This is a genomic window from Haloferax sp. Q22 (assembly GCF_001482285.1).
Taxonomy (GTDB): Archaea; Halobacteriota; Halobacteria; order Halobacteriales; family Haloferacaceae; genus Haloferax.
Genome location: NZ_LOEP01000016.1, coordinates 341,471 through 360,402, shown reverse-complemented (window position 1 = coordinate 360,402; position 18,932 = coordinate 341,471). Strand labels below are relative to the sequence as shown.

Annotated in this window: 24 protein-coding genes and 1 pseudogene; 14 read left to right on the top strand and 11 right to left on the bottom strand. The window is 66.8% G+C overall.

Annotated features, from left to right (window positions below; translation table 11 throughout):
- The first annotated feature begins 178 nt into the window (after positions 1-178).
- Together AM590_RS21365 and AM590_RS07335 are read left to right on the top strand one after the other, a co-directional pair.
- Positions 179-456 (top strand): annotated as a pseudogene (locus AM590_RS21365) (hypothetical protein).
- 51 nt (positions 457-507) lie between these two features.
- On the top strand, positions 508-711 hold the full coding sequence (locus AM590_RS07335; protein ID WP_004973915.1) for a hypothetical protein: 204 nt from the start codon (positions 508-510) through the stop codon (positions 709-711).
- Between the two features lie 186 nt (positions 712-897).
- Here AM590_RS07335 and AM590_RS07330 read toward each other — a convergent pair whose 3' ends face one another.
- From AM590_RS07330 to eif1A, 5 genes are all read right to left on the bottom strand, one after another.
- Complete coding sequence (locus tag AM590_RS07330) at positions 898-1,311, bottom strand: ABC transporter ATP-binding protein/permease (RefSeq protein ID WP_058826888.1); 414 nt, start codon at positions 1,309-1,311, stop codon at positions 898-900.
- Between the two features lie 314 nt (positions 1,312-1,625).
- Entirely contained in the window at positions 1,626-3,278 is a 1,653-nt protein-coding gene (thsA, locus tag AM590_RS07325; RefSeq protein ID WP_058826902.1) for a thermosome subunit alpha, read from the bottom strand.
- 247 nt (positions 3,279-3,525) lie between these two features.
- Positions 3,526-4,068: a KH domain-containing protein gene (locus AM590_RS07320; protein WP_004973911.1), complete on the bottom strand. Its 543-nt coding sequence runs from the start codon at positions 4,066-4,068 to the stop codon at positions 3,526-3,528.
- A gap of 108 nt (positions 4,069-4,176) precedes the next feature.
- The gene (gene rio1, locus AM590_RS07315; protein WP_058826887.1) at positions 4,177-5,040 is read right to left on the bottom strand and encodes a serine/threonine-protein kinase Rio1; all 864 of its coding nucleotides are present in this window, start codon (positions 5,038-5,040) and stop codon (positions 4,177-4,179) included.
- Positions 5,041-5,129: 89 nt separating this feature from the next.
- Positions 5,130-5,420: a translation initiation factor eIF-1A gene (eif1A, locus tag AM590_RS07310; RefSeq protein ID WP_004045248.1), complete on the bottom strand. Its 291-nt coding sequence runs from the start codon at positions 5,418-5,420 to the stop codon at positions 5,130-5,132.
- A 105-nt stretch (positions 5,421-5,525) separates the two neighbouring features.
- On the opposite strand from eif1A, the gene AM590_RS07305 reads away from it, so the two are divergent.
- Complete coding sequence (locus tag AM590_RS07305) at positions 5,526-5,705, top strand: hypothetical protein (RefSeq protein WP_004973908.1); 180 nt, start codon at positions 5,526-5,528, stop codon at positions 5,703-5,705.
- A 19-nt stretch (positions 5,706-5,724) separates the two neighbouring features.
- On the opposite strand, the gene AM590_RS07300 is transcribed toward AM590_RS07305, so the two are convergent.
- Both AM590_RS07300 and AM590_RS07295 read right to left on the bottom strand, forming a co-directional pair.
- Positions 5,725-6,522, bottom strand: coding sequence for an alpha/beta hydrolase (locus AM590_RS07300; protein WP_058826886.1), 798 nt, complete (start codon positions 6,520-6,522; stop codon positions 5,725-5,727).
- A 91-nt stretch (positions 6,523-6,613) separates the two neighbouring features.
- Positions 6,614-7,600: a tyrosine--tRNA ligase gene (locus AM590_RS07295; RefSeq protein WP_058826885.1), complete on the bottom strand. Its 987-nt coding sequence runs from the start codon at positions 7,598-7,600 to the stop codon at positions 6,614-6,616.
- Between the two features lie 89 nt (positions 7,601-7,689).
- On the opposite strand from AM590_RS07295, the gene AM590_RS07290 reads away from it, so the two are divergent.
- Together AM590_RS07290 and AM590_RS07285 are read left to right on the top strand one after the other, a co-directional pair.
- The gene (locus AM590_RS07290; protein WP_058826884.1) at positions 7,690-8,001 is read left to right on the top strand and encodes a hypothetical protein; all 312 of its coding nucleotides are present in this window, start codon (positions 7,690-7,692) and stop codon (positions 7,999-8,001) included.
- An 81-nt stretch (positions 8,002-8,082) separates the two neighbouring features.
- Complete coding sequence (locus AM590_RS07285; protein WP_058826883.1) at positions 8,083-8,295, top strand: hypothetical protein; 213 nt, start codon at positions 8,083-8,085, stop codon at positions 8,293-8,295.
- A 30-nt stretch (positions 8,296-8,325) separates the two neighbouring features.
- Here AM590_RS07285 and AM590_RS07280 read toward each other — a convergent pair whose 3' ends face one another.
- The gene (locus tag AM590_RS07280; RefSeq protein ID WP_058826901.1) at positions 8,326-10,326 is read right to left on the bottom strand and encodes a DUF460 domain-containing protein; all 2,001 of its coding nucleotides are present in this window, start codon (positions 10,324-10,326) and stop codon (positions 8,326-8,328) included.
- A 175-nt stretch (positions 10,327-10,501) separates the two neighbouring features.
- Between AM590_RS07280 and AM590_RS07275 the strand changes: the two genes are divergently transcribed.
- On the top strand, positions 10,502-11,500 hold the full coding sequence (locus AM590_RS07275) for a prohibitin family protein (RefSeq protein WP_058826900.1): 999 nt from the start codon (positions 10,502-10,504) through the stop codon (positions 11,498-11,500).
- A gap of 8 nt (positions 11,501-11,508) precedes the next feature.
- On the top strand, positions 11,509-11,853 hold the full coding sequence (locus AM590_RS07270) for a hypothetical protein (RefSeq protein WP_058826882.1): 345 nt from the start codon (positions 11,509-11,511) through the stop codon (positions 11,851-11,853).
- Positions 11,854-11,883: 30 nt separating this feature from the next.
- Here the strand turns inward: AM590_RS07270 and rnz are convergent, their stop codons facing one another.
- Positions 11,884-12,831, bottom strand: coding sequence for a ribonuclease Z (gene rnz / locus AM590_RS07265; protein WP_172795771.1), 948 nt, complete (start codon positions 12,829-12,831; stop codon positions 11,884-11,886).
- Positions 12,832-12,972: 141 nt separating this feature from the next.
- Here rnz and AM590_RS07260 point away from each other — a divergent pair, with 141 nt between their 5' ends.
- From AM590_RS07260 to AM590_RS07250, 3 genes are all read left to right on the top strand, one after another.
- A complete protein-coding gene (locus AM590_RS07260) occupies positions 12,973-13,998 on the top strand; it encodes an AAA family ATPase (protein ID WP_058826880.1) in 1,026 nt (341 codons plus the stop codon).
- Positions 13,999-14,601: a protein sorting system archaetidylserine decarboxylase gene (locus AM590_RS07255; protein ID WP_058826879.1), complete on the top strand. Its 603-nt coding sequence runs from the start codon at positions 13,999-14,001 to the stop codon at positions 14,599-14,601.
- 67 nt (positions 14,602-14,668) lie between these two features.
- Entirely contained in the window at positions 14,669-15,058 is a 390-nt protein-coding gene (locus AM590_RS07250) for a hypothetical protein (protein WP_058826878.1), read from the top strand.
- Between the two features lie 18 nt (positions 15,059-15,076).
- Here the strand turns inward: AM590_RS07250 and AM590_RS07245 are convergent, their stop codons facing one another.
- Together AM590_RS07245 and AM590_RS07240 are read right to left on the bottom strand one after the other, a co-directional pair.
- Complete coding sequence (locus tag AM590_RS07245; protein ID WP_058826877.1) at positions 15,077-15,286, bottom strand: hypothetical protein; 210 nt, start codon at positions 15,284-15,286, stop codon at positions 15,077-15,079.
- 122 nt (positions 15,287-15,408) lie between these two features.
- Positions 15,409-16,365 (bottom strand): methyltransferase domain-containing protein, encoded by a 957-nt coding sequence (locus AM590_RS07240; protein ID WP_058826876.1) that lies wholly within the window; start codon positions 16,363-16,365, stop codon positions 15,409-15,411.
- 158 nt (positions 16,366-16,523) lie between these two features.
- Here AM590_RS07240 and AM590_RS07235 point away from each other — a divergent pair, with 158 nt between their 5' ends.
- From AM590_RS07235 to AM590_RS07220, 4 genes are all read left to right on the top strand, one after another.
- Positions 16,524-16,835: a DUF5658 family protein gene (locus AM590_RS07235; protein ID WP_058826875.1), complete on the top strand. Its 312-nt coding sequence runs from the start codon at positions 16,524-16,526 to the stop codon at positions 16,833-16,835.
- Positions 16,836-16,893: 58 nt separating this feature from the next.
- Entirely contained in the window at positions 16,894-17,463 is a 570-nt protein-coding gene (locus AM590_RS07230) for a TATA-box-binding protein (protein ID WP_058826874.1), read from the top strand.
- A gap of 82 nt (positions 17,464-17,545) precedes the next feature.
- Entirely contained in the window at positions 17,546-17,923 is a 378-nt protein-coding gene (locus tag AM590_RS07225) for a hypothetical protein (protein ID WP_058826873.1), read from the top strand.
- A 34-nt stretch (positions 17,924-17,957) separates the two neighbouring features.
- Positions 17,958-18,926, top strand: coding sequence for a CPBP family intramembrane glutamic endopeptidase (locus AM590_RS07220; RefSeq protein WP_058826872.1), 969 nt, complete (start codon positions 17,958-17,960; stop codon positions 18,924-18,926).
- The last annotated feature ends 6 nt before the right edge of the window (positions 18,927-18,932 follow it).

Here is an 18,932-nt window from a genome sequence, read left to right as displayed (position 1 = left end):
TCCCGTCGCGCTCTGTTACTGTGATAGACCGCCGAGCGACAGCGTCCGTCGGTTCCGTTTTCTCCGGACCTGAGGGGTCTCTATCCCTGACGAGCATCGGAACATGCCCTCGGATACGCGTATCTAGTCGGGTTAGGAAAACAACATTTTCTTAGTCGAGCGGTGCGAGACGCCTCGCATGGACGTTCTCGGTATCGTCGCCGCCACGGTCGTCTTCGGCGTCGCCGCCTACAATTTCGTGACGAGCCTCGGCGGCCGATTCGCGAGACTCCTGTTCGGTAGTCTGGGACTCGTCGCCGGGGAGCGCTCTACGTCGTCGAACAGTTCGGCATCGCGGCGTCGCTCGGATTGGACGTGGCCCGCGGACTCCAACTCGTCGCGGCCCTGCTCGTTGTCTCGGTGGTGGTCGATTTACTCGCCCGTCGCGTCGATGCTGGCGATGCTGGGTCGTCGTGAACACCCCGACCCCCCACTATTCTCATTACGTGTCGCCCAGTTGCCTCGTGTATGGTCTTCGCATCTGACTCCCCGTTCGGCGGACGGTTCGAACAGACGATAGACGATGCGGTCGTCTACGGCGACGCCGAGATGGAGTCCGTGCTCCACGAGGGGCCGGTCCGCGTGCTCGTCAACGGCTGGGTCGAGGTTCCGGGCGGCCGGTATCTCTCCCCGCACGCGGTCCACCACATCGACGCGCGAGTGTCCGAGTGACGCCGGCTCTCAGACGACTGCCAACTCCCGGCCGCACTCGGGGCACTCGTCGTCGACGATAGTCACCGGTGCGTCGCAGTCCGGACAGAACTCGCGGTAACACGCTCTCTCCCCCATACGTACCGCTACCACGGGACCGGTGGTGAACGTTGGGGCGGACCGGAGGGGCGAGCGTCGGCCGACCCGTCACTCGTCGGCGACGTCTTTTCCCGGGTCGGCGAAGTTCGCGCCGAGCTCGGCACCGTAGCGCCGGGCGTAGACGCCGGGGACCGCGAGGAGGTCGCTCGGCGCGCCGGATTCGACAACGACGCCGCCGTCGGCGACGTGGACGCGGTCGGCGTCGCGGACGGCGGCCGCGCTGTCGGTCGCCACGACGAGCGGCGTGTCGGGCCGCCGCATCGCGGCGAGGGTGGCCCGGAGGTTCGATGGGGAGGAGCTGTGCGGCGCGCGGACGAGCGGGCCGACGCCGGGGAGGAGCGTTCCCGCGAGCGCCGCCGCCTCGGAGATGCGGGGCGCGACGACGGCCAGAAACGGCGGTCGATTCGCGGGCGTGGTCGCGTCCGAGGCGGCGGCGTCCGCCGAGGGCTCGGGAGGGGACATACACGCTGATAGAGGCTGTCACGGGAGATAAGTATAGAGACGGGTACCGGTGTTTCACGAACTGTGCCGGACGTTTCATAGGGATTTGTCAACTTCTGTTGCAAATCAGTTGCCGATACGACCGCTGTCTCGCGACGTCAGGCGACGGTGCGGTGCGGGCGCTCGATTAACGGCGTCCCAACCGACGGATGAGCTGACAAAGCGGCGGCTAACGGGCGTGAATCCGCAAAAAACGGTGTGAATTCGGCCGAGCGATTCGAGTCGATGCGAAGTCAGGGTGTGGGTGTGAGTGGTGTAGGCCTATCTGGGGGTTCTCACATCGCACCGCCCATGCCGCCCATACCGCCCATGCCACCCATGCCGCCGCCCATGCCGCCGGGCGCGCCGCCCTCGTCGTCGTCGCCGCCGGTCTGGCCACCGGAGAGGTCGCCAGCCGCGATGACGTCGTCGATGCGGAGGATCATAACAGCGGCTTCGGTCGCGGACTCGATAGCCTGGGTCTTGACGCGGAGGGGCTCCACGACACCCTCTTCTTCCATGTCGATGACCTCGCCCGTGTAGGCGTCGAGGCCAGCTGCGAACTCGCCGCCGTCGTGGCGCGAGCGCAGGTCGACGAGGGAGTCGATGGGGTCGAGACCGGCGTTCTCGGCGAGGGTGCGCGGGATGATGTCCAGCGCCTCGGCGAACGCCTCGACGGCGAGCTGCTCGCGGCCGCCGACGGAGTCGGCGAACTCGCGGAGCTGCAGGGAGAGCTCCGTCTCGGGAGCGCCGCCGCCGGGGAGGACCTTCCCGTCTTCGAGCGTCGTGCGGACGACGCCGAGGGAGTCCTCGATGGCGCGTTCGAGCTCGTCGACGACGTGCTCGGTGCCGCCGCGGAGGATGAGCGTGACGGACTTCGCGTCCTCGACGTCCTCGACGAAGATGCGCTCGTCGCCGCCGACGTCCTTCTGTCCGACGGAGCCAGCGAAGCCGAGGTCGTCGGCCTCGATGTCGTCGAGACTGCTGACGACGCGGCCACCCGTCGCGCGGGCGAGACGCTTGAGGTCGGAGGACTTCGTGCGGCGGACCGCGAGGATGCCCTCCTTCGCGAGGTAGTGCTGCGCCATGTCGTCGATGCCGTCACCGACGAAGACGGCGTCGGCGCCGACCTCGACGAGCTTGTCGACCATCTCTTTCAGCTGCTTTTCTTCCTGGTCGAGGAACTGCTGAAGCTGGTCGGGGTCCGTGACGTTGACTTCCGCGTCGATTTCGGTCTCGCGGACTTCCAGCGCGTCGTCGAGGATGGCGATGTTCGCGTCTTCGACGGCGTAGGGCATGTTCTCGTCGACGCGCTCTTTGTCGACGATGACGCCCTCGACGAGTTCGGAGTTGTCGATGGTGCCGCCGACGACCTTCTCGATGGAGACGTTGTTCGTGTCGATGCCGTCGTCGTCCTTGACGGCCAGCACGGCGTCGACGACGAGTTCGGAGAGCAGGTCCTTCGCGGACTCCGCGCCCTTACCGGTCATCGCCGTCGCGGCGATCTTCTGGAGGGTCTCGCGGTCGTCCTCAGTAACCTCGATAGCGTTGTCCTCGAGGACTTCCTTGGCCTTCTCGGCGGCCTGGCGGTAGCCCTGTGCGATGGTGGTCGCGTGAACGTCCGATTCGAGGAGCTCCTCGGCCTGGTCGAGGAGTTCGCCGGCGATGATGACGGCCGTCGTCGTACCGTCTCCGACCTCGTCCTCCTGGGTCTCGGAGACTTCGACGATCATGTTGGCCGCGGGGTGGTCGATGTCCATCTCCTTGAGGATGGTGACGCCGTCGTTCGTGACGACGACCTGCCCACCGGAGTCGACGAGCATCTTGTCCATTCCCTTGGGGCCGAGCGTCGTGCGTACGGCCTCTGCGACGGCCTTCCCGGCCGTGATGTTCATCGACTGCGCATCCTGACCGGATGTGCGCTGCGAGTCTTCACCCAGAATGATCATGGGCTGACCCTGCTGCATTCGCTGGCTCATAGTCATCGCCTGATTGTTTGTGATTCTATAAAAAAGCTTCGTTTATTGGTATGCCAAAACGCAACACGGTGGGGTGGTCGAGACCCGGTGACGGCGGTCGATTACGCGGCTTTATCTATGGTACTCGGCGGGTCGCCTCGCCAGTCTCGAAGCGAGTGCGGTGAAAAGACGATGCGGGCGAGTGCCGTGTCGCGGTGGACTCGTCGGCGGTGGCGTCTCAGTTGTTCTGCCGGACGTTGAAGCCCTGCGTCAGGTCGTTGTGCTTCCGTTCGAGGAAGGAGTACACCGCGCCGTGGGGCGCGCCGTCGAGAATCATCTCGACGGCCCGGCGGACGACTTCGACCTCCTCGGGCTGGCCGATGATGCCGAGTGTCGAGCCGTAGATAACCACGTCCGCGCCGGTCAGCTCCTCCATGAGTTCGCGGGTGCGGCCGTTCTCGCCGATGAGGCGACCCTTCTGTCGCCGCATGTCGTTTTTGTTTCGGGTGTGCCGGTCTATCTCGATGAGTTCGAACATCATCATGTCGTCGTCGAGGAGCGCCATCGCGTCCTCCGGGGCGAAGCCGCGGCCGACCGCTCGGACCACGTCGGGAGCGACCATGCCGAGTACGGGGTCGCCGACGCTGTCGATTGCGACGCTGCCGTTCTCCGAGTCAACGTCGAGTCGGACTTCCGCGCGACTCTCTATCTCGCGGAGCGTCGAGCCACCTTCGCCGATGAGAACACCGATACGGTCCTGCGGCACCTTGACGTGCTGCATATCACCCGATACCCGTCGGAATGGTTTAAGCGTTCGCTCGCCGGGTCGCCGCGTGTCTCGGTCGCACACCCGTCTCGCGGCGGGTTCGCGTTTCTCCTCGGTTCCGGCTCAGTCTTTGTCCTCATCTTCTTCGGCCGTGACGAACTCGTACAGCGAGTCGCCGTCGGCGTCGGCCCCCTGCCGCCGGAAGAAGTTGGCCACGTTGCGGCAGTCCCGCCGGAGGAACTCCTCGGCGTTGGGGTGGTGGACCGTGACAGCCTGTCCGAGGTCGATGACGACGAGTTCGCCGTCGTGGATGATGAGGTTGTACTCCGAGAGGTCGCCGTGGACGAGGCCGGCGCGGTGGAGTCGGCGCATGTACTCGCGGACGACTTCGTAGGCGGTCTGGGGGTTCTCGACGCGCACCTCCGAGAGCCGCCGCGCCCGGTCGTCGACGACGCCGACGAGTTCCATCACGAGGACGTTCCGCTGGACCGCGATGGGCTTCGGCACGCGCACGCCGGCGCGCTGGGCGCGTTCGAGGTTGGCGAACTCCTTTCTGACCCACGCGCGGACGACCTGTCCCTTGTCGTGGCCGATGTTCTCGAAGCGCGGGTCGCCTTCGAGGTAATCGCGCATGTGCCGGAAGTCCGAGGCGTTGATGCGGTATATTTTGACCGCCACGTCGGAGTCGTCGCCACCGAGCGCCTCGAAAACGTTGGCCTCCTTCCCGGTCGAAATCGGCCCGCCGAACGCGTCGATGTACCCGTCTTGGACGAGTTTGTAGATGGCGGCGAAGGTCGCGTCGTCGAACACCGACTGCTCGACTTTGAACTGGTCGGCGTCCTTCAACCGCATCCGGAACTCGTCGAAGTCGCGGTCCTTGCGGCGCGCGATGCGGTCTGCCTCGTCGTCGGAGACGTCTATCTCCTCCCACTCGTCGCCGAACGCCTCGCCCTCCTGGGGTTCGACCATGCCGAACTCGTCAGTCATTGGACTAGGGCTACGAGAGGCGAGATGAAAAGGGCACAGGCTCCGGCTTCGGTGTCGCTCGGCGAACGGTCGACGCTGTCTCGAACGCGTTACTGGATGTGGCCTTCGCGGCGGAGTTGGTCGGCCTCGGACTTCTCGTAGCGCCACGACACGTCGGCCTTCTCGTCCTGCCAGTCCCACGGCTCGACGAGTACCACGTCGTCCTCTCGAATCCAGATTCGCTTCTGCATCCGCCCGGGAATGCGAGCGGTCCGCTCGACGCCGTCGGCACAGCGGACGCGAATACGATTGGCCCCGAGCATGTTCGTCACGACGGCGAACACTTCGTCGTCGTTCGGCATTCGAAGGTCTCGGCGGCTCTCGTTCTCGTCGTCGCTCATGCGCGAGCGTTCGACGTGAGCATGGTTAAATCCGCCGACGTTCGGCCGGTAGGAAGCGTCCGACGGAACGACGCGTTTAGGACCGTCCCGAAACGCCGTCGTTGTATGCTCGACAAACTCGGCACGAAGGGTATCGCCGGCGTCGTCTCCTTGCTCTTGGGTATCGGTATCGTCGCCTATCAGGCCCCCGTCGTCGCGGCGGGTCTCGCGTTCGTCGTCGCCGGCCTCGGACTCGTCGCCAGCGGCCTCGCCGAGGGCGTGATGAAGATGTTCGGCATGGCCTGAGAGCCGCAGGTTCCCCGCCTTACAGCGATTCGCGGAGGAACGAGAACACCCGTTCTCGGGCCGCTGGATAGTGGTACGACGAGTGCAAGAAGACGTGGTCGGCCGCGCCGACGGCGTCGTATTCGACTTCGTTTCCGGCGGCTTCGAGCGCGTCCGCCAACCGGGCGCTCTGGTCCGGCGCGACGACCGAGTCCTCGCTCCCGTGGAGCAACAGCGTCGGCGGCGCGTCGGCGTCGTCATCGACGTAGGTAATCGGCGAACACCGACGCAACTCGGCGGCCGACGGCCGGTCATCGAACAGCGGCAGCGACTCCCCGGCGCGCTCGTGGTCGTCGGCTCGGAGGTCGTAGACGCCGGAGACCCCGACCGCGGCGTCAATTTCGGTCCGCCGCCCGAACTCGTCGTCCGAAAGCGCCGCCAGCAACGCGAGGTGCGCCCCCGCGGAGTGGCCGACGACGGCGACAGTGTTCGGGTCGATGCCGAACTCGTCGGCGCGGTCGACGACCCAGTCGATACCTTCGCACACATCTTCGATTTGCGCGGGGAACGTCGCTTCGTGACCCAGTCGGTACGACACCTCGGCCGCGACGAACCCCTCGTCGGCGGCGTCGAGCGCCCAGCGGGCGAACTGGCCGGTCGAGCCGGTCTCCCACGCGCCGCCGTAGACGAAGACGACGAGGGGGCGGGGTGAGCCGGCCGTTTCGGTTCCCTCGGCTGTCGGGGAGTTGGGGCAGTACACGTCCGCGGTCAGCGTGCGCTCCTCGCGGTCTGTGACGGTTCGGTTTCGATGAACGAGAACGTCGGAAGGGTTGGACATACCGACTCGTCGGGCCGGTGACTTCTATCGGTTTGGGAGACGGCGAGTCACGAGCCGTCGAGAAGGGTACAGTTCCGGTGAGGCGCGGCGATTACTCGGCTATCTTCGCGCGACCGGGCTCGATGAGTTCGTCGAGGTAGTCCGCGAGCGCGCCCTTCGCGTCGGCGGGGTGGAGTTCGCCGGATTCGAGGTCGGCCTCCAGCGCCTCGTAGTCGTCGTATTCGAGGTTCCCGCCGTACTGCTCGGGGCGCTCGACGACGACTCGCTCGAAGCGCGGGAAGACGTGGTACTCGAAGATTTGGAGGACGGGGTTCTCGCGCTCGTCACCGTCCTCGGTCGGGTCGGGGTCGGCCGTCGGCGGGCAGAACGCGCCGTTGACCTTGTCTTCGATGTCCTCGGTGGAGTCCTCCATCGAGATGGTGACGCCCTCGGAGGAGGACATCTTACCGATGCCCGTCCCGAGGTCGGCGATGAGCGGCGTGTGCATGCAGGTCGGCGACTCCTCGCCGATGCTCGGGAGCGTGTCGCGGGCGAGCATGTGGACCTTGCGCTGTTCCATCCCGCCGATGGCGAGGTCAACGTCGAGGTAGACGATGTCGAGCGCCTGCATGATGGGGTAGACCGCCTGCGCGACGGTGACGCCGTCGCCGCTTTTGATTTCGGCCATGGCGCGCTCGGCGCGCGAGAGCGTCGTCTCCAGTTCGAGCGCGTGCAGGTCGAGGACGTAGCTCTCGTCGAGCTGGTACTCCGAGCCGAGGACGAACTCCGTCTGGCTCTCGTCGAGGCCGTAGGCGATGAACTGCGCTTTCATCCGCTCGGCCGTCTCGCGAATCTCCTCGAAGGTGCCCTTGCCGTTGAGGTAGGCGTGTACGTCGGCCAGTAGCACGACTACCTCGAAGCCCGCCTCTTGGAGGTCGATGAGCTTGTTGGCGGTGAGCATGTGACCGATGTGGAGGACGCCGGAGGGCTCGTAGCCCACGTACGCTCGCTTGCCCTCGGGGTCGTCGGCCAGCGCGCGCACTTCGTCCTCCGTGACCACTTCGGAGGCGTTCCGAGTGATCAGGTCGTATGCGTCCATACCTGTTCGGTGTCGGTGATGTGGGATATGACTTCTGGAAGCCGCTCGCGGGCGAAACGGACAACACGAACCGGTCCTAACTCCGGGTGATGTCCGACTCAGGAACCACGACGCGTGCGCCCGTCATCATCTTCGCCGCGCTCATCCTCGTCGTCTTCGGCCTGCTCGCGGCCATGTGGGCGTCGGTTCGCGGCGGCGACCTCCTCCCGTACATCCTCGGCTTCGCGGTCTACTTCCTCGCCGTTCACATCTACCTGCCCTACCGCGTCCACAAGGACGCGACGTTCAAGGGCCGAAACGCGACGTTCTGGGCCGCCTTGGCCTTCTTCGTGCCGCTCGTCGGCGCGGCGCTGTACTTCGTCGTCGCCGTCGTCGTCGGCCACGACGCGACCGCGGAGTAATGTCCCTCGGCGGCCGCGGCTCTCGTCACGGTCTTCAGTGGTGCCAGAATCGATTTACGAACAGCCACGCATCCCGTCGATATGCCCTCCGCCGACGCGACACCAATCCGTCGATGGCTCATGGTCATCTCGCTGTTTCTCGCCCTCCTCACGTACCTCGTCTCGTCGAGTACACCCGGAGTCTACCTCGACAACGTCATCCATCTCGTCTCTGGCGGTGCCGCGTTAGTTATCGGCCTCCTGTTGGCCGTCTCGCTCGTTCGAGCGTGGCCGCGGGAGCGAAATCGCGAATGAGCCCCGTTCGCGCGTCTCACCTTCGGCCAGTCACCGCCGGTTCTCGGCGCGGTGTTCGGAGATAATCTGGTCCACCATCTCCTCGCGCTGTTCCTTCTGTCGCTCCTCGGCGCGGTCCTCCCAGTCGTCGATGGCGGCGGCCACCTCGGACTCCTTCGCTACGGCGAGTTCGTCTATCTCCTGAATCGTCACGCCGTCGGCCGGTGCGACCGGAACGTCGGCCTCGAACAGCACCTCGTCCGCGACCTCCGAGAGATTGCCCGACCGGAGGACGACCTTGGGGTCGAACTCGGCGAGTCGCTCGGCGGTCGTCCGCCCGGCCCCGCTGGCGTCGCGGAGGTAGACCACGTCGCCCGCGGCGATACCGTACTCCTCGACGGTGTGGTCGAGCGCGCCGTTCGTGAACTGCTCGACGATTTTGACCGGCACCAAACTGCCATCGGTGTTCACGTCCGCGAAGTTCGAGTGGTCGAGCTTCCACAGCGACTTCAGTTGGTCGAGCTTGTCTGCGAGTTCCGCCTTGTCGGATTCGAGCGATTCGACTTTCCGCTCTAACCGACCGTTCTCGCGTTCGAGCCGGGTGACCTCGCGGCGCTCGCGGGCCTCGCGGCGCTCCTCGCGGCGGGCGTCGGAGAGTTCTTCCTTGTACTCCTCGATGGTCTCGTCTTTCTCCTCGATGGTCGATTTCAGGTCCTCAACGTGCGATTCGAGGCGCTCGACCCGCGACCGCAACTCCCGAATCTCGCGTTCTTCGGGCGTGAGTTCGGGCTCCTCGTGGGCCTCCTCGTCGGCGTCGTCGGGGTCGCCCCCGTCGGCGTCGTCGGCCATCTCGCGGAGGACGGCCTCGACCGACTCCTCGCTGACGAGCACGCGGGCGATGACCTCCTCTCTGTCCACGTCGGCTGGCACCTTCCGGGAGATGCGTTCGAACTGGTCTTCGTGGTCGTCGAAGGCGAACAGCGCCGCCGCGAGGGCGTCGCGTTCGTGGTCGTTCTCGTAGTCGATGTCGCGGGTCCGGTGGAGCTTCTCGTCCACGGGGATGTCGCTCGTCGGGGCCCACCCGGCGGCGTCGAAGCTCCGGCGGAACTTCTCGACCGTCTCGGGCATCGGCTGGACGTCGGCGGCGACCAGACTGGGCCGGCCGCGCTCGATGAGCCACTCGATGACGGCGGCGGTGTCGGCGGTGCGCGTCGAGTGTACGTCGAGGACACGGCCGTCGAGGCCGACGACGGCGACGGCGGTGGTCGTGCCCGGGTCGATGCCGACGATGACGCGGTCGCGGCGCTTCACGAGCGGTTCGAACTCGATGCCGTCGCGGCGCTCGCGTTCGATTTCGACGCGGGTGTCGCCCGAGCGGTGGGTCGATACGGGGATGTCCTCCGGCCGCCCCTCGACGGTGAAAAGCGCCTGCGAATAGCCGCCGTACTTCTCGGTCACGTCCCGCTCGTAGTCGAGGTTGGCCTCCTTCAGTGCGGATTCGACCTCGCGGGACTGCTGTTTGACCGACCCGTGGATGCGGCGCGTGTAGCGGTCCTGACTCCACCCGCCCTTGCCGGTCGAGCGGCCGCGAGAGACCTTCACGGTCGTCGTGTTCTCGAAGGCGGCGACCTCGTAGCCGACGTTGGCGAGGGCGAGCCGGGCCGCGGCCTCGGCCTCTTTCATCGGGTCTTTGCCGTAGGGGACGCCGTGACGCGAGGCGACCCGCGAGAGCGGTTCCGGTCGCTCCGCGCCGGTCACTTGCACCAACTGCGTCCCGTGGGGGAGCCACCGCAGGAAGCGGACTAAATCGTCCTTGTCGGTCGCCAACTCGTACATGTTGTCCGTGGCGACGACGCGCGGTTCGTCGCGCTCGATGAGTCGGCGTAACTTTCGGAAGGAGACCACGTCTCGTTCGATTCGGACCTCGTCTGACTCGGTGTCTCGGGTGTCCAACACGACCAGCGCGTACGACGGCGAGTCGCCGCGGATATCGCCGCTCTGGATGTCGACGCCGAAGACGACCGAGTCGAGCGCACTCGTCCGGTCGTTCACGACGGCGACTAGGGTCGCGCCGAATATATACTCCACGCCGGTTTCGAGCGTCGACTCGCCCCGAGTGTCGCGTTTGCGCGGCTCGGCCGGAAACGCCGCTGTCGTCGGCGACACCGCCGCCGCGACCGACGTTTGACACGAAACAAACAAGTCTCGGCTATTTGAAATGGGACTGATGAGTTCTGATATCCCCGACCCGCCGTCGGTGACCTCCCGTTCGCTGACGCGCATCGCCCTCATCGGTGTCGTCGCCCTCCTCCTTATCGCCGCCCCCATCGCCGGGCTCCTCGCGTGGGAACCCGTCGAAGAGGGGAACGTCAAGGTCGTCAAGAAGTGGGGCGCGACCACCGGTACCGTCTTCGAACCCGGCGCGCACTTCGTCAACCCCGTCTCGCAGTCGACCTCGTCGCTGTCGGTGCGACCGCAGTCGTACACGATGTCGTCGTCGACGAGCGAAGGCGACAGACGCGGCGACGACGCTATCACCGTCCTGACCGAAGACGGCCTTCGGACGGACATCGACGTGACCGTCCGCTACCGCATCGACGCCGGGCAGGCCGTCGAGTTCTACCGCAACTACCGAACGCTCGAAACCGCCGAGGAGCGCCTGATTCGGCCGTCGATTCGGTCGGTGCTCCGGACCGAGGCCGGTCGGCTCCCCGTCACCGTCATCTACACCGGCGAGGGCCAGACCCAGCTGAAGGCCGCCGCCGAGCGGGAACTCGCCGAGGAGTTCGCCGACGACGGCCTCATCCTCGAAGCGGTGCAGGTCCGCAACGTCGAACTCCCCGCCGAGTACGCGCAGGCGGTCGAACAGAAGGAGATCACCGAACAGCGCCGCCAGCAGAAGCAGGACGAACTCGCCGTCGAGGAGCTGGAGGCCGAGCGCAAGCGCATCGAGGCGCAGGGGCAGGCCGACGCCAACCGCATCCTCGCGGAGTCGCTGTCCGACGAGGTGCTGGCTCAGAAGTACATCGAGAAGCTCGACGAGACGGACACCGTCTACATCCCGGTCGGCGACGGCGGCTACCCGCAGTTCGTCCGGTCGCTCGATAGCGACGGGTCGTCCTCATCGAGTTCGTCCGCTGGTTCATCGTCGGACACTACCTCGGCGTCGTCGAGGTCGTCGACCTCGTCGACCTCGTCCGGTTCCGAAAACGAGACGAGCAACTGACGCCGTCGATGCGTCCCCTCCGTGAACTGGCCGTCGTGGTCATGTTACTCGTCATCGTCGGCGTCCTCGCGCGTTCCGGCGTCGGCCGGTTCGTCCTGCCGGTCGTCGGCCTCGTGGTCGCCGCGGCGCTCGTGGTGCTCCTCTCAAAACAGCCGGCGTACGCACGGACAACCGTCGGTCCGCGGACGAGAATCATCGAGTCGGTCGTCGCATCGGCCGACGCCGCCTGCGTCGAGTGCGGGTCGCCCGCGACGACGCGCCGGCGCTACGTCAGCGAGTGGGTCGTCCTCGGGGTCCCCGTCGTCCTCCTCGACGACGGCGAGATCCCGGTCTGCGACGCCCACCGAGACTGAATCACCTTTTTTGCGTGTCTCGCCGACTGGCTACTCGCCGGTCTCGGCCCCGCCGCCGTCGCTGTCGGCGTACGGCACCTCCAGTTTCTGACCGTCTTCGGCGACGAACGCCTCGCCGTCGTACACCTCGCGGGCCTGTTCGAGAAGCGGGCTCGGGTCGGCGGCGTACCGGGCGGAGATGTGCGTCAGCGCGAACCGCCGAACGTCGGCGTCGCGGGCGATTCGGGCGGCCTCGCGGGCGGTCGAGTGCGCGGTCTGTTTCGCCCGCTCCGCCTCCTCGTCGGTGAACGTCGCGTCGTGGACGAGCAGGTCGGCGTCGCGGGCGACCTCGACGGTCGATTCGAGCGGGCGGGTGTCGCCGGTGTAGACGACGGTTCGTCCGGGTCGGGGGTCGCCGACGACCTGCTCGGAGCGCACGACGGTCCCGTCTTCGAGTTCCACGTCCTCACCGGCGTGGAGGCGGCCGAACGCCGGGCCGACGGGGACGCCGAGTTCCTCGGCCTTCTCGCGGTCGAACCGGCCGGGGCGGTCGTCCTCGACGAGGGCGTAGCCGACGGAGGCGGTCCGGTGTTCGGTGTCGAACGCGCGGACCTCGTAGTCGTCGGCGCGGTAGGCGACGTTCCCGGGGCGGACCTCGTGGACGGAGACGTGGAAGCCGGGCTGGTAGCCGCCCGCGTGGACGAGCTTTTCGAGGTGGCGTTTGCTCCCCGGCGGGCCGTGGATGGCCAGCGAGGCGTCGCGGTCGTTGAAGTCGAGCGTCTGAATCAGGCCGGGGATGCCGAGGATGTGGTCACCGTGGAGGTGGGTGACGAACAGGTGGCTGACGCCGAACCCGGTCCCGTAGCGCATCATCTGGCGTTGGGTGCCCTCCCCGCAATCGAACAACAGGCGCTCGCCGTCGCGGTTCACGAGGAACGCGCTCGGCGCACGCGCCGTGGTGGGGACGGCCCCGCCGGTCCCGAGGAAGGTCGCGCGCATGGACATGCACCACAATGATAGCGGCGGGACTAAACGTGCGTCGAATCGGTCGCGGCCTCGGGGCTCGCCCACAGGAAACCCGAGTCCACCCGACGCCCCGGACCGACCGATTCTTACCCGACCGTCTGCTACCGGAGTCCAATGGACGCGCCGCTGTGGACCGAGACGCACGCGCCGGGGCTCGAAGACCTCCCACAGCCGGAGGTCCGCGAACGCCTCCGACGCGCCGTGGACGAACCGATGAACCTCGTCGTGCAGGGCCCGCCGGGCGTCGGCAAGACCGCCGCCGTCCGGGCGCTGGCTCGCGAGGCGCATTCGGACCCCGAAAACGACCTCATCGAACTCAACGTCGCGGACTTCTTCAACCGGACGAAAAAGCAGATTCGCGCCGACCCGCGGTTCGAGCAGTTCCTCGACGGCCGCAGTCGCATGGCGAAACGCGACATGATAAACCGCGTGCTCAAGGAGTCCGCCAGCTACGCCCCGATGTCCGGCGAGTACAAGACCATCGTCCTCGACAACGCCGAATCCATCCGCGAGGACTTCCAGCAGGCGCTCCGCCGCGTGATGGAACAGCACCACCGGACCACGCAGTTCGTCATCACCACCCGCCAGCCCTCGAAGCTCATCCCGCCGATTCGCTCGCGGTGTTTCCCCATCCCCATGCCCGCGCCGGACGACGACACCCTCGAAACCCTCCTCGCCGACATCCTCGACGCCGAGGGCGTCGACTACGACGACGGCGGTCTCCAGTTCCTCACCGACGCCTCTAACGGGAACATCCGTAAGGCCATCCTCTCAGCCCAGCGGACGGCCACCGAGGCCGACGAGGTCACCATGTCCACGGTCCACGCCGCCCTCGGCGACGTGGGCTTCGACGACGAGCTGAAGACGCTCCTCATCAACGCCCGCGAGGGCGACATCAAGGACGCCCGCAAGACCCTCACGACGCTCCTCGACGACGAGGGCTACGAGGGACAGGAACTCCTCCGAGACATCCTCCGCGTCGCCGACTCGACTCCTGAGCGCTTCGCCGACGGCGAACTCGCTCGCCTGCACGAACTCGCGGGGCAGGTCGACCTCGACATCTCGACGGGCATCGACGACCGCCTGCACATTACCCACCTCCTCACGAGTTGGGGAGCCGAAGTCCGCGGCGAGGCATAGATGCAGTTCGCACCCGGCTACCGACGGTTCGCGCTCCCTGCCTTCCTCGGAGCGGCAGTCGCGGCGTTCGTCTTCCCGCCCCTCGGGGCCCTGCTCCTCGCGGCGGGCGCGTTCGTCCTCTGGTTCTTCCGGGACCCCGAGCGCTCGCCGCCCGACGAACCGGGGGTGGTCGCCCCCGCCGACGGGCACGTCTCCGTGATTCGCGTCGAGGACGGTCGTGTCCGCGTGGGCGTGTTCATGAACGTCACCGACGTGCACGTCAACCGCGCGCCGGTCTCCGGTGCGGTCCGAACCGTCACTCATCGCCCCGGCGCGCACAAGCCGGCGTTCTCGAAGGACTCCGATAGGAACGAGCGCGTCGACATCGAACTCGACACCGACGAGGGCGACCACGAGGTGTCGCTCATCGCCGGCGCGTTCGCCCGCCGGATTCACTCGTACGTCGCGCCCGGTGACGAACTCGTCCGCGGGCAGAAACTCGGCCACATCGACTTCGGCTCCCGGGCCGACGTGCTGTTACCGCCGGAGTACGGCTCTGAGGACGTGGTCGTCGAGAAAGGCGAGTCGGTGCGGGCGGGCGAGACGGTGCTGGCGCGGCGATAGGCCGGACAAGCGGTCCGGGCTGTCCCGCCGACACAAGACATTTGTTCTGACTGCGAAACTACATTTCATGCAGCGCAGACGGGTCCTCGCGTCGCTCGGTTCGCTCGCTCTCCTCTCCGGGTGTCTCGGTAGTCCCTCCGAATCCGGACAGACCGCGACCACCACGGACGAGTGCGGATGGCCGCAGTTCTGCGAGGGGTCAGAACTCGTTCGCGTCCGGGTCAGCGGCGGCTTCTCCGGCGAGGTCGTGTTGAAACCCGCGTGTCGCGAGGGCGACGTGGAACTCTCGCCCGGCGAGACGAAGACGCTCACCCGGCAGGTCGACGCCGAGACCTGCGACGTGGAACTCCTCGTTGACGGCGAGGTGGCGTACGACGGGCGGATTCAGGACTACGAGTACGTGATGTTGCGCGTCGGCTCGAACGGGAAAATATCTCTTCAGAAGGAAGAACTGTAGCGGCCTCAGTCGCCTCGACTATCGGAGTTTCTCGACGGCGAGCATCGCGACCGAGACGACGAGCGAGAGGACTGCCACCACGAGACCGAACAGGGAGTACGGGCTCGAACCGGCCGGGGACGACAGGAGCGAAAACAGCAGGAACGACGACCCCATCGCGACGATGACCATCGCTCGCGGGTCGGGGTCGTACGCCTCGGCGAGAACCTTTCGAACCGTGCGCGACATGCCTTCACTTCGTCGCGCTGGCGGATAGTCCTGTCGAGCAATTGAATAGAGCACGAACGACCACAACCGCGGTGGCGGCCGGGACCTGCGACCGAGGCCGCCGACATCCCCGCCGGTTCCGACTACCGATGCAGCAGATGTACGTACCGAACCAGCGACCGGTGGACTCGGCGCTCGAACACCCGTTCGACCTCCCAGCCGGCGTCCTCGGCCTCCTCGGCCCATGACCGGTCGGCGACCATCACGCACTCCGGGGCGACCCGGCGGACCTCCGCCAGCGCGCCGCCGACGAGGTCCGAAAGCGAGTGGCGGGCGATTTTCGACTGCCGGCCGTAAGGAGCGTCGAACACCGCGCCGTCCATCGAGTCGTCGCGGAGGGGGAGCGTGGTGGCGTCGCCGCGGATTACGTCGCCGTCGCCGACGTAGTGATGCAGGTTCTCCCGAGCGCCGCCGACCATCTTCGCTTGGGCGTCGACGCCGACCACGTCGGCACCGACTAACCCGGCTTCGAGGAGGACGCCGCCGGTGCCGCACATCGGGTCCAAAATTCGGGCGCCGGGCTCCGCGCCGGCCATGTTGACGAAGGCGCGGGCGTCTACGGGGGCCATGCTCCCCGGCTGGAAGAACGGTCGGTCGGTCGGCTTCCGGTCGGCGAAGTCGCGGACCGCCTCGACGGCGGTCCAGCCGACGAGACAGGCGTCTTCAGAGAAGTAAACCCGAAGTTCGTGGTCGGGGTCGTCTAAATCGACGCCGAAGCCGCGGTCGACGAGCGCAGACCCGAGTTCGCGCTCGGCGTCGGTCGTGCTGATACCGGTCAGTCCCCGCACATCGCGGGCGCGGACGGCGACGGTCCCCTCGCGGTCGACGTTCGCGGCCGCGACGACGGCGCGGGCGGCGTCGATGTCGGGGTCGCACCGCCCGACCAGTTCGACGACGCGGCGGGTGTAGGCGAGTTGCCTCGCGCGCTCCGGTTCGACGCCGCGGGCGGTGGCGAGGCCGGGGGCGACGACCGTCACGCCCGTCGCGGCCGACTCGGCCTCGCGGGCGGCGAAGGCGTCTTCCTCGCCGGCGAGTTCCAATCCGTACACGCTCGGACCTGACGGGCCGCGGAAATGAGGGTATCGGTCGTCGTCGCTCCCGCGAGCGCGGTGACGCACACACCGACCGATGGCGATGACGCCGAACGTGACAACCCGGCGACGACGAGACTTATACGGGTCGCTCCGAATCCACCCGCATGGCCTCTCTCGACGCCATCCTCTGGGGCGCAGCGGCGCTCGCCTACGGCCTCGGCGACTACGTCACGACCGTCCTCGGTGTCAGGATGGCCGGCGTACAGGAAGGGAACCCAGTCGTGCGACTCATCTCGGGTGGCGACCCCGGACCCGGCTCGTTCGCGGTGTTAAAACTCGTCTCAGTCGCCCTGTTCTTCGCCACCTACTGGGTGCTCAGACCGGCGGTCGCGCGCCTCGCAGTTCCCATCTCACTGACATTTCTTGGTGCGGTTGTCACCGTCCGGAACGTCCGGATTATTCGTCGCCGCGCGTAAGCTGTCAATTACTTGCACCAATCTTTTTAAACCTTAAATACGTGACTTAAATCGTTGTATGACCGACCCCAAGGACACAATCAACATCGAAAACGTCGTCGCCTCCACGGGAATCGGCCAAGAGCTCGACCTCCAGAGCGTGGCGATGGACCTCGAGGGTGCCGACTACGACCCCGAGCAGTTCCCGGGACTCGTCTACCGCACCCAAGAGCCGAAGTCCGCGGCGCTCATCTTCCGGTCCGGAAAAATCGTCTGCACCGGCGCGAAGTCGACCGCCGACGTACATGAGAGCCTCGAAATCGTCTTCGACAAGCTCCGAGAGCTTCAGATTCCGGTCGACGACGACCCCGAAATCACCGTTCAGAACATCGTCACGAGCGCGGACCTCGGCGAGAACCTGAACCTCAACGCCATCGCCATCGGCCTCGGTCTCGAAAACATCGAGTACGAGCCCGAACAGTTCCCGGGACTCGTCTATCGCCTCGACGAACCGAGCGTCGTCGCGCTTCTCTTCGGGTCGGGCAAGCTCGTCATCACGGGTGGGAAGAAGCCGGAAGACGCCGAAGCGGCGGTCGACGTCATCATCTCACGCCTCTCCGAACTCGGTCTCCTGAACGGGTCGTTCTAACCTCGTCGGGTCCTCTCGACCGCGCCGCGTAACCGGGACCCGAATCGACCGAATCTAAGTCAGTCGCGTCCCTCGAACCGATATGGACGCGCTCACCTTGCAGACGGCCGCCGGTGCGCCGGTCACGGCCGTCGCCGGAACGTTCGCGCTGTTCGCGCTGTTCCTTTCTCTCACCGCCCACATCGCCGCGCGGAACGTCCTCGGCGACGTGGAACTCAAGAAGGCGTTCGCCGTCGGGCCGGTTCCCGCGGCCATCGCCGTCGTCTTCACCACCTTCGGCTGGAACTCCTTCGTCGCGCTCGCGCTCGCACTCGGGCTCGACTTCGGCTTCGTCAAGTATCTCTACGGCCGGTCGAACCGCCTGTCGGCGTACGTGGTGACCATCCACTTCGTCGTCTCGGTGCTTCTCGGCCTCGTCCTGTTCGGTCTCATGGTCATCCTGACGACAGCGCCCTTCTGAGGTCGCGCTCGCCGTACCTTCTCGCCGTACTTTCTTGCCCGCGGCCGCTGAATCATCCGTCGTGTCTCCCCGTCGCCTCCTCTGGAACGACATGGAACGCCGGCCGCGAGCCCCGTTTCGACTGCTCGCAACGCCCGTCGTCTTCGTCCTCGTCTCGCTCGTAGTCGCCGTCTCGTTCTCGGCCGCTCTCGGCGGTCTCGCCGAATCCAGTCGACTCGTCGCGCTCGTCGTCTCGCTCGTCTCTGTCGGGGCGAGCGGCCTCGCCGCACTCGTCGTCGCGCGGTACGTCGACCGGCGGACCGTCGCGGATCTCGGTCTCCGGTTCGACCGCGAGTGGGCGGTCGACCTCGTGTTCGGCCTCGCGCTCGGAACGGGGCTGATGACCGCTATCTTCGTCGTCGGCGTCGCCGCCGGCTGGATTGCGGTCTCCCCCGCCCCGCTCGGCGTCGACCGACTGCTCGGCGTCGGCTCGCTCCTCGCGTTCTTCGTCGTCGTCGGCATCGCGGAGGAACTTCTGCTCCGGGGTATCGTCCTCACCGACGTCGCCGAGGGCCTCCGCTGGCGGTTCGGTCCGGATGTCGCGGTCGCCGGCGGCCTCGCGGTCTCGTCGGCGGTGTTCGGCGTCGCTCACTACACGAACCCGAACGCGGGGTTCGCCAGCACGACCAGCATCACCCTCGCGGGCGTCATGCTCGGTCTCGGCTACGCGCTCACCGGCGACCTCGCCATCCCGACGGGAATCCACATCTCATGGAACTTCGTGCAGGGCGGCGTCTTCGGCTTCGCGGTCAGCGGCCTCGACTTCGGCACGTCGCTCGTCGAGACGACGGAACGGGGCCCCGACGTGGTTACCGGCGGTGCGTTCGGCCCCGAAGCCGGCCTGCTCGGCATCGGTGCGATAGTGCTCGGCGCGGTCTGTATCGCGGCTTACGTCCGGGCGCGCCGCGGAGAACTCGGGTTCGAGCCGTCGGTCACGGTTCCGGACCTGCGCTGGAAGAAATAACACGCA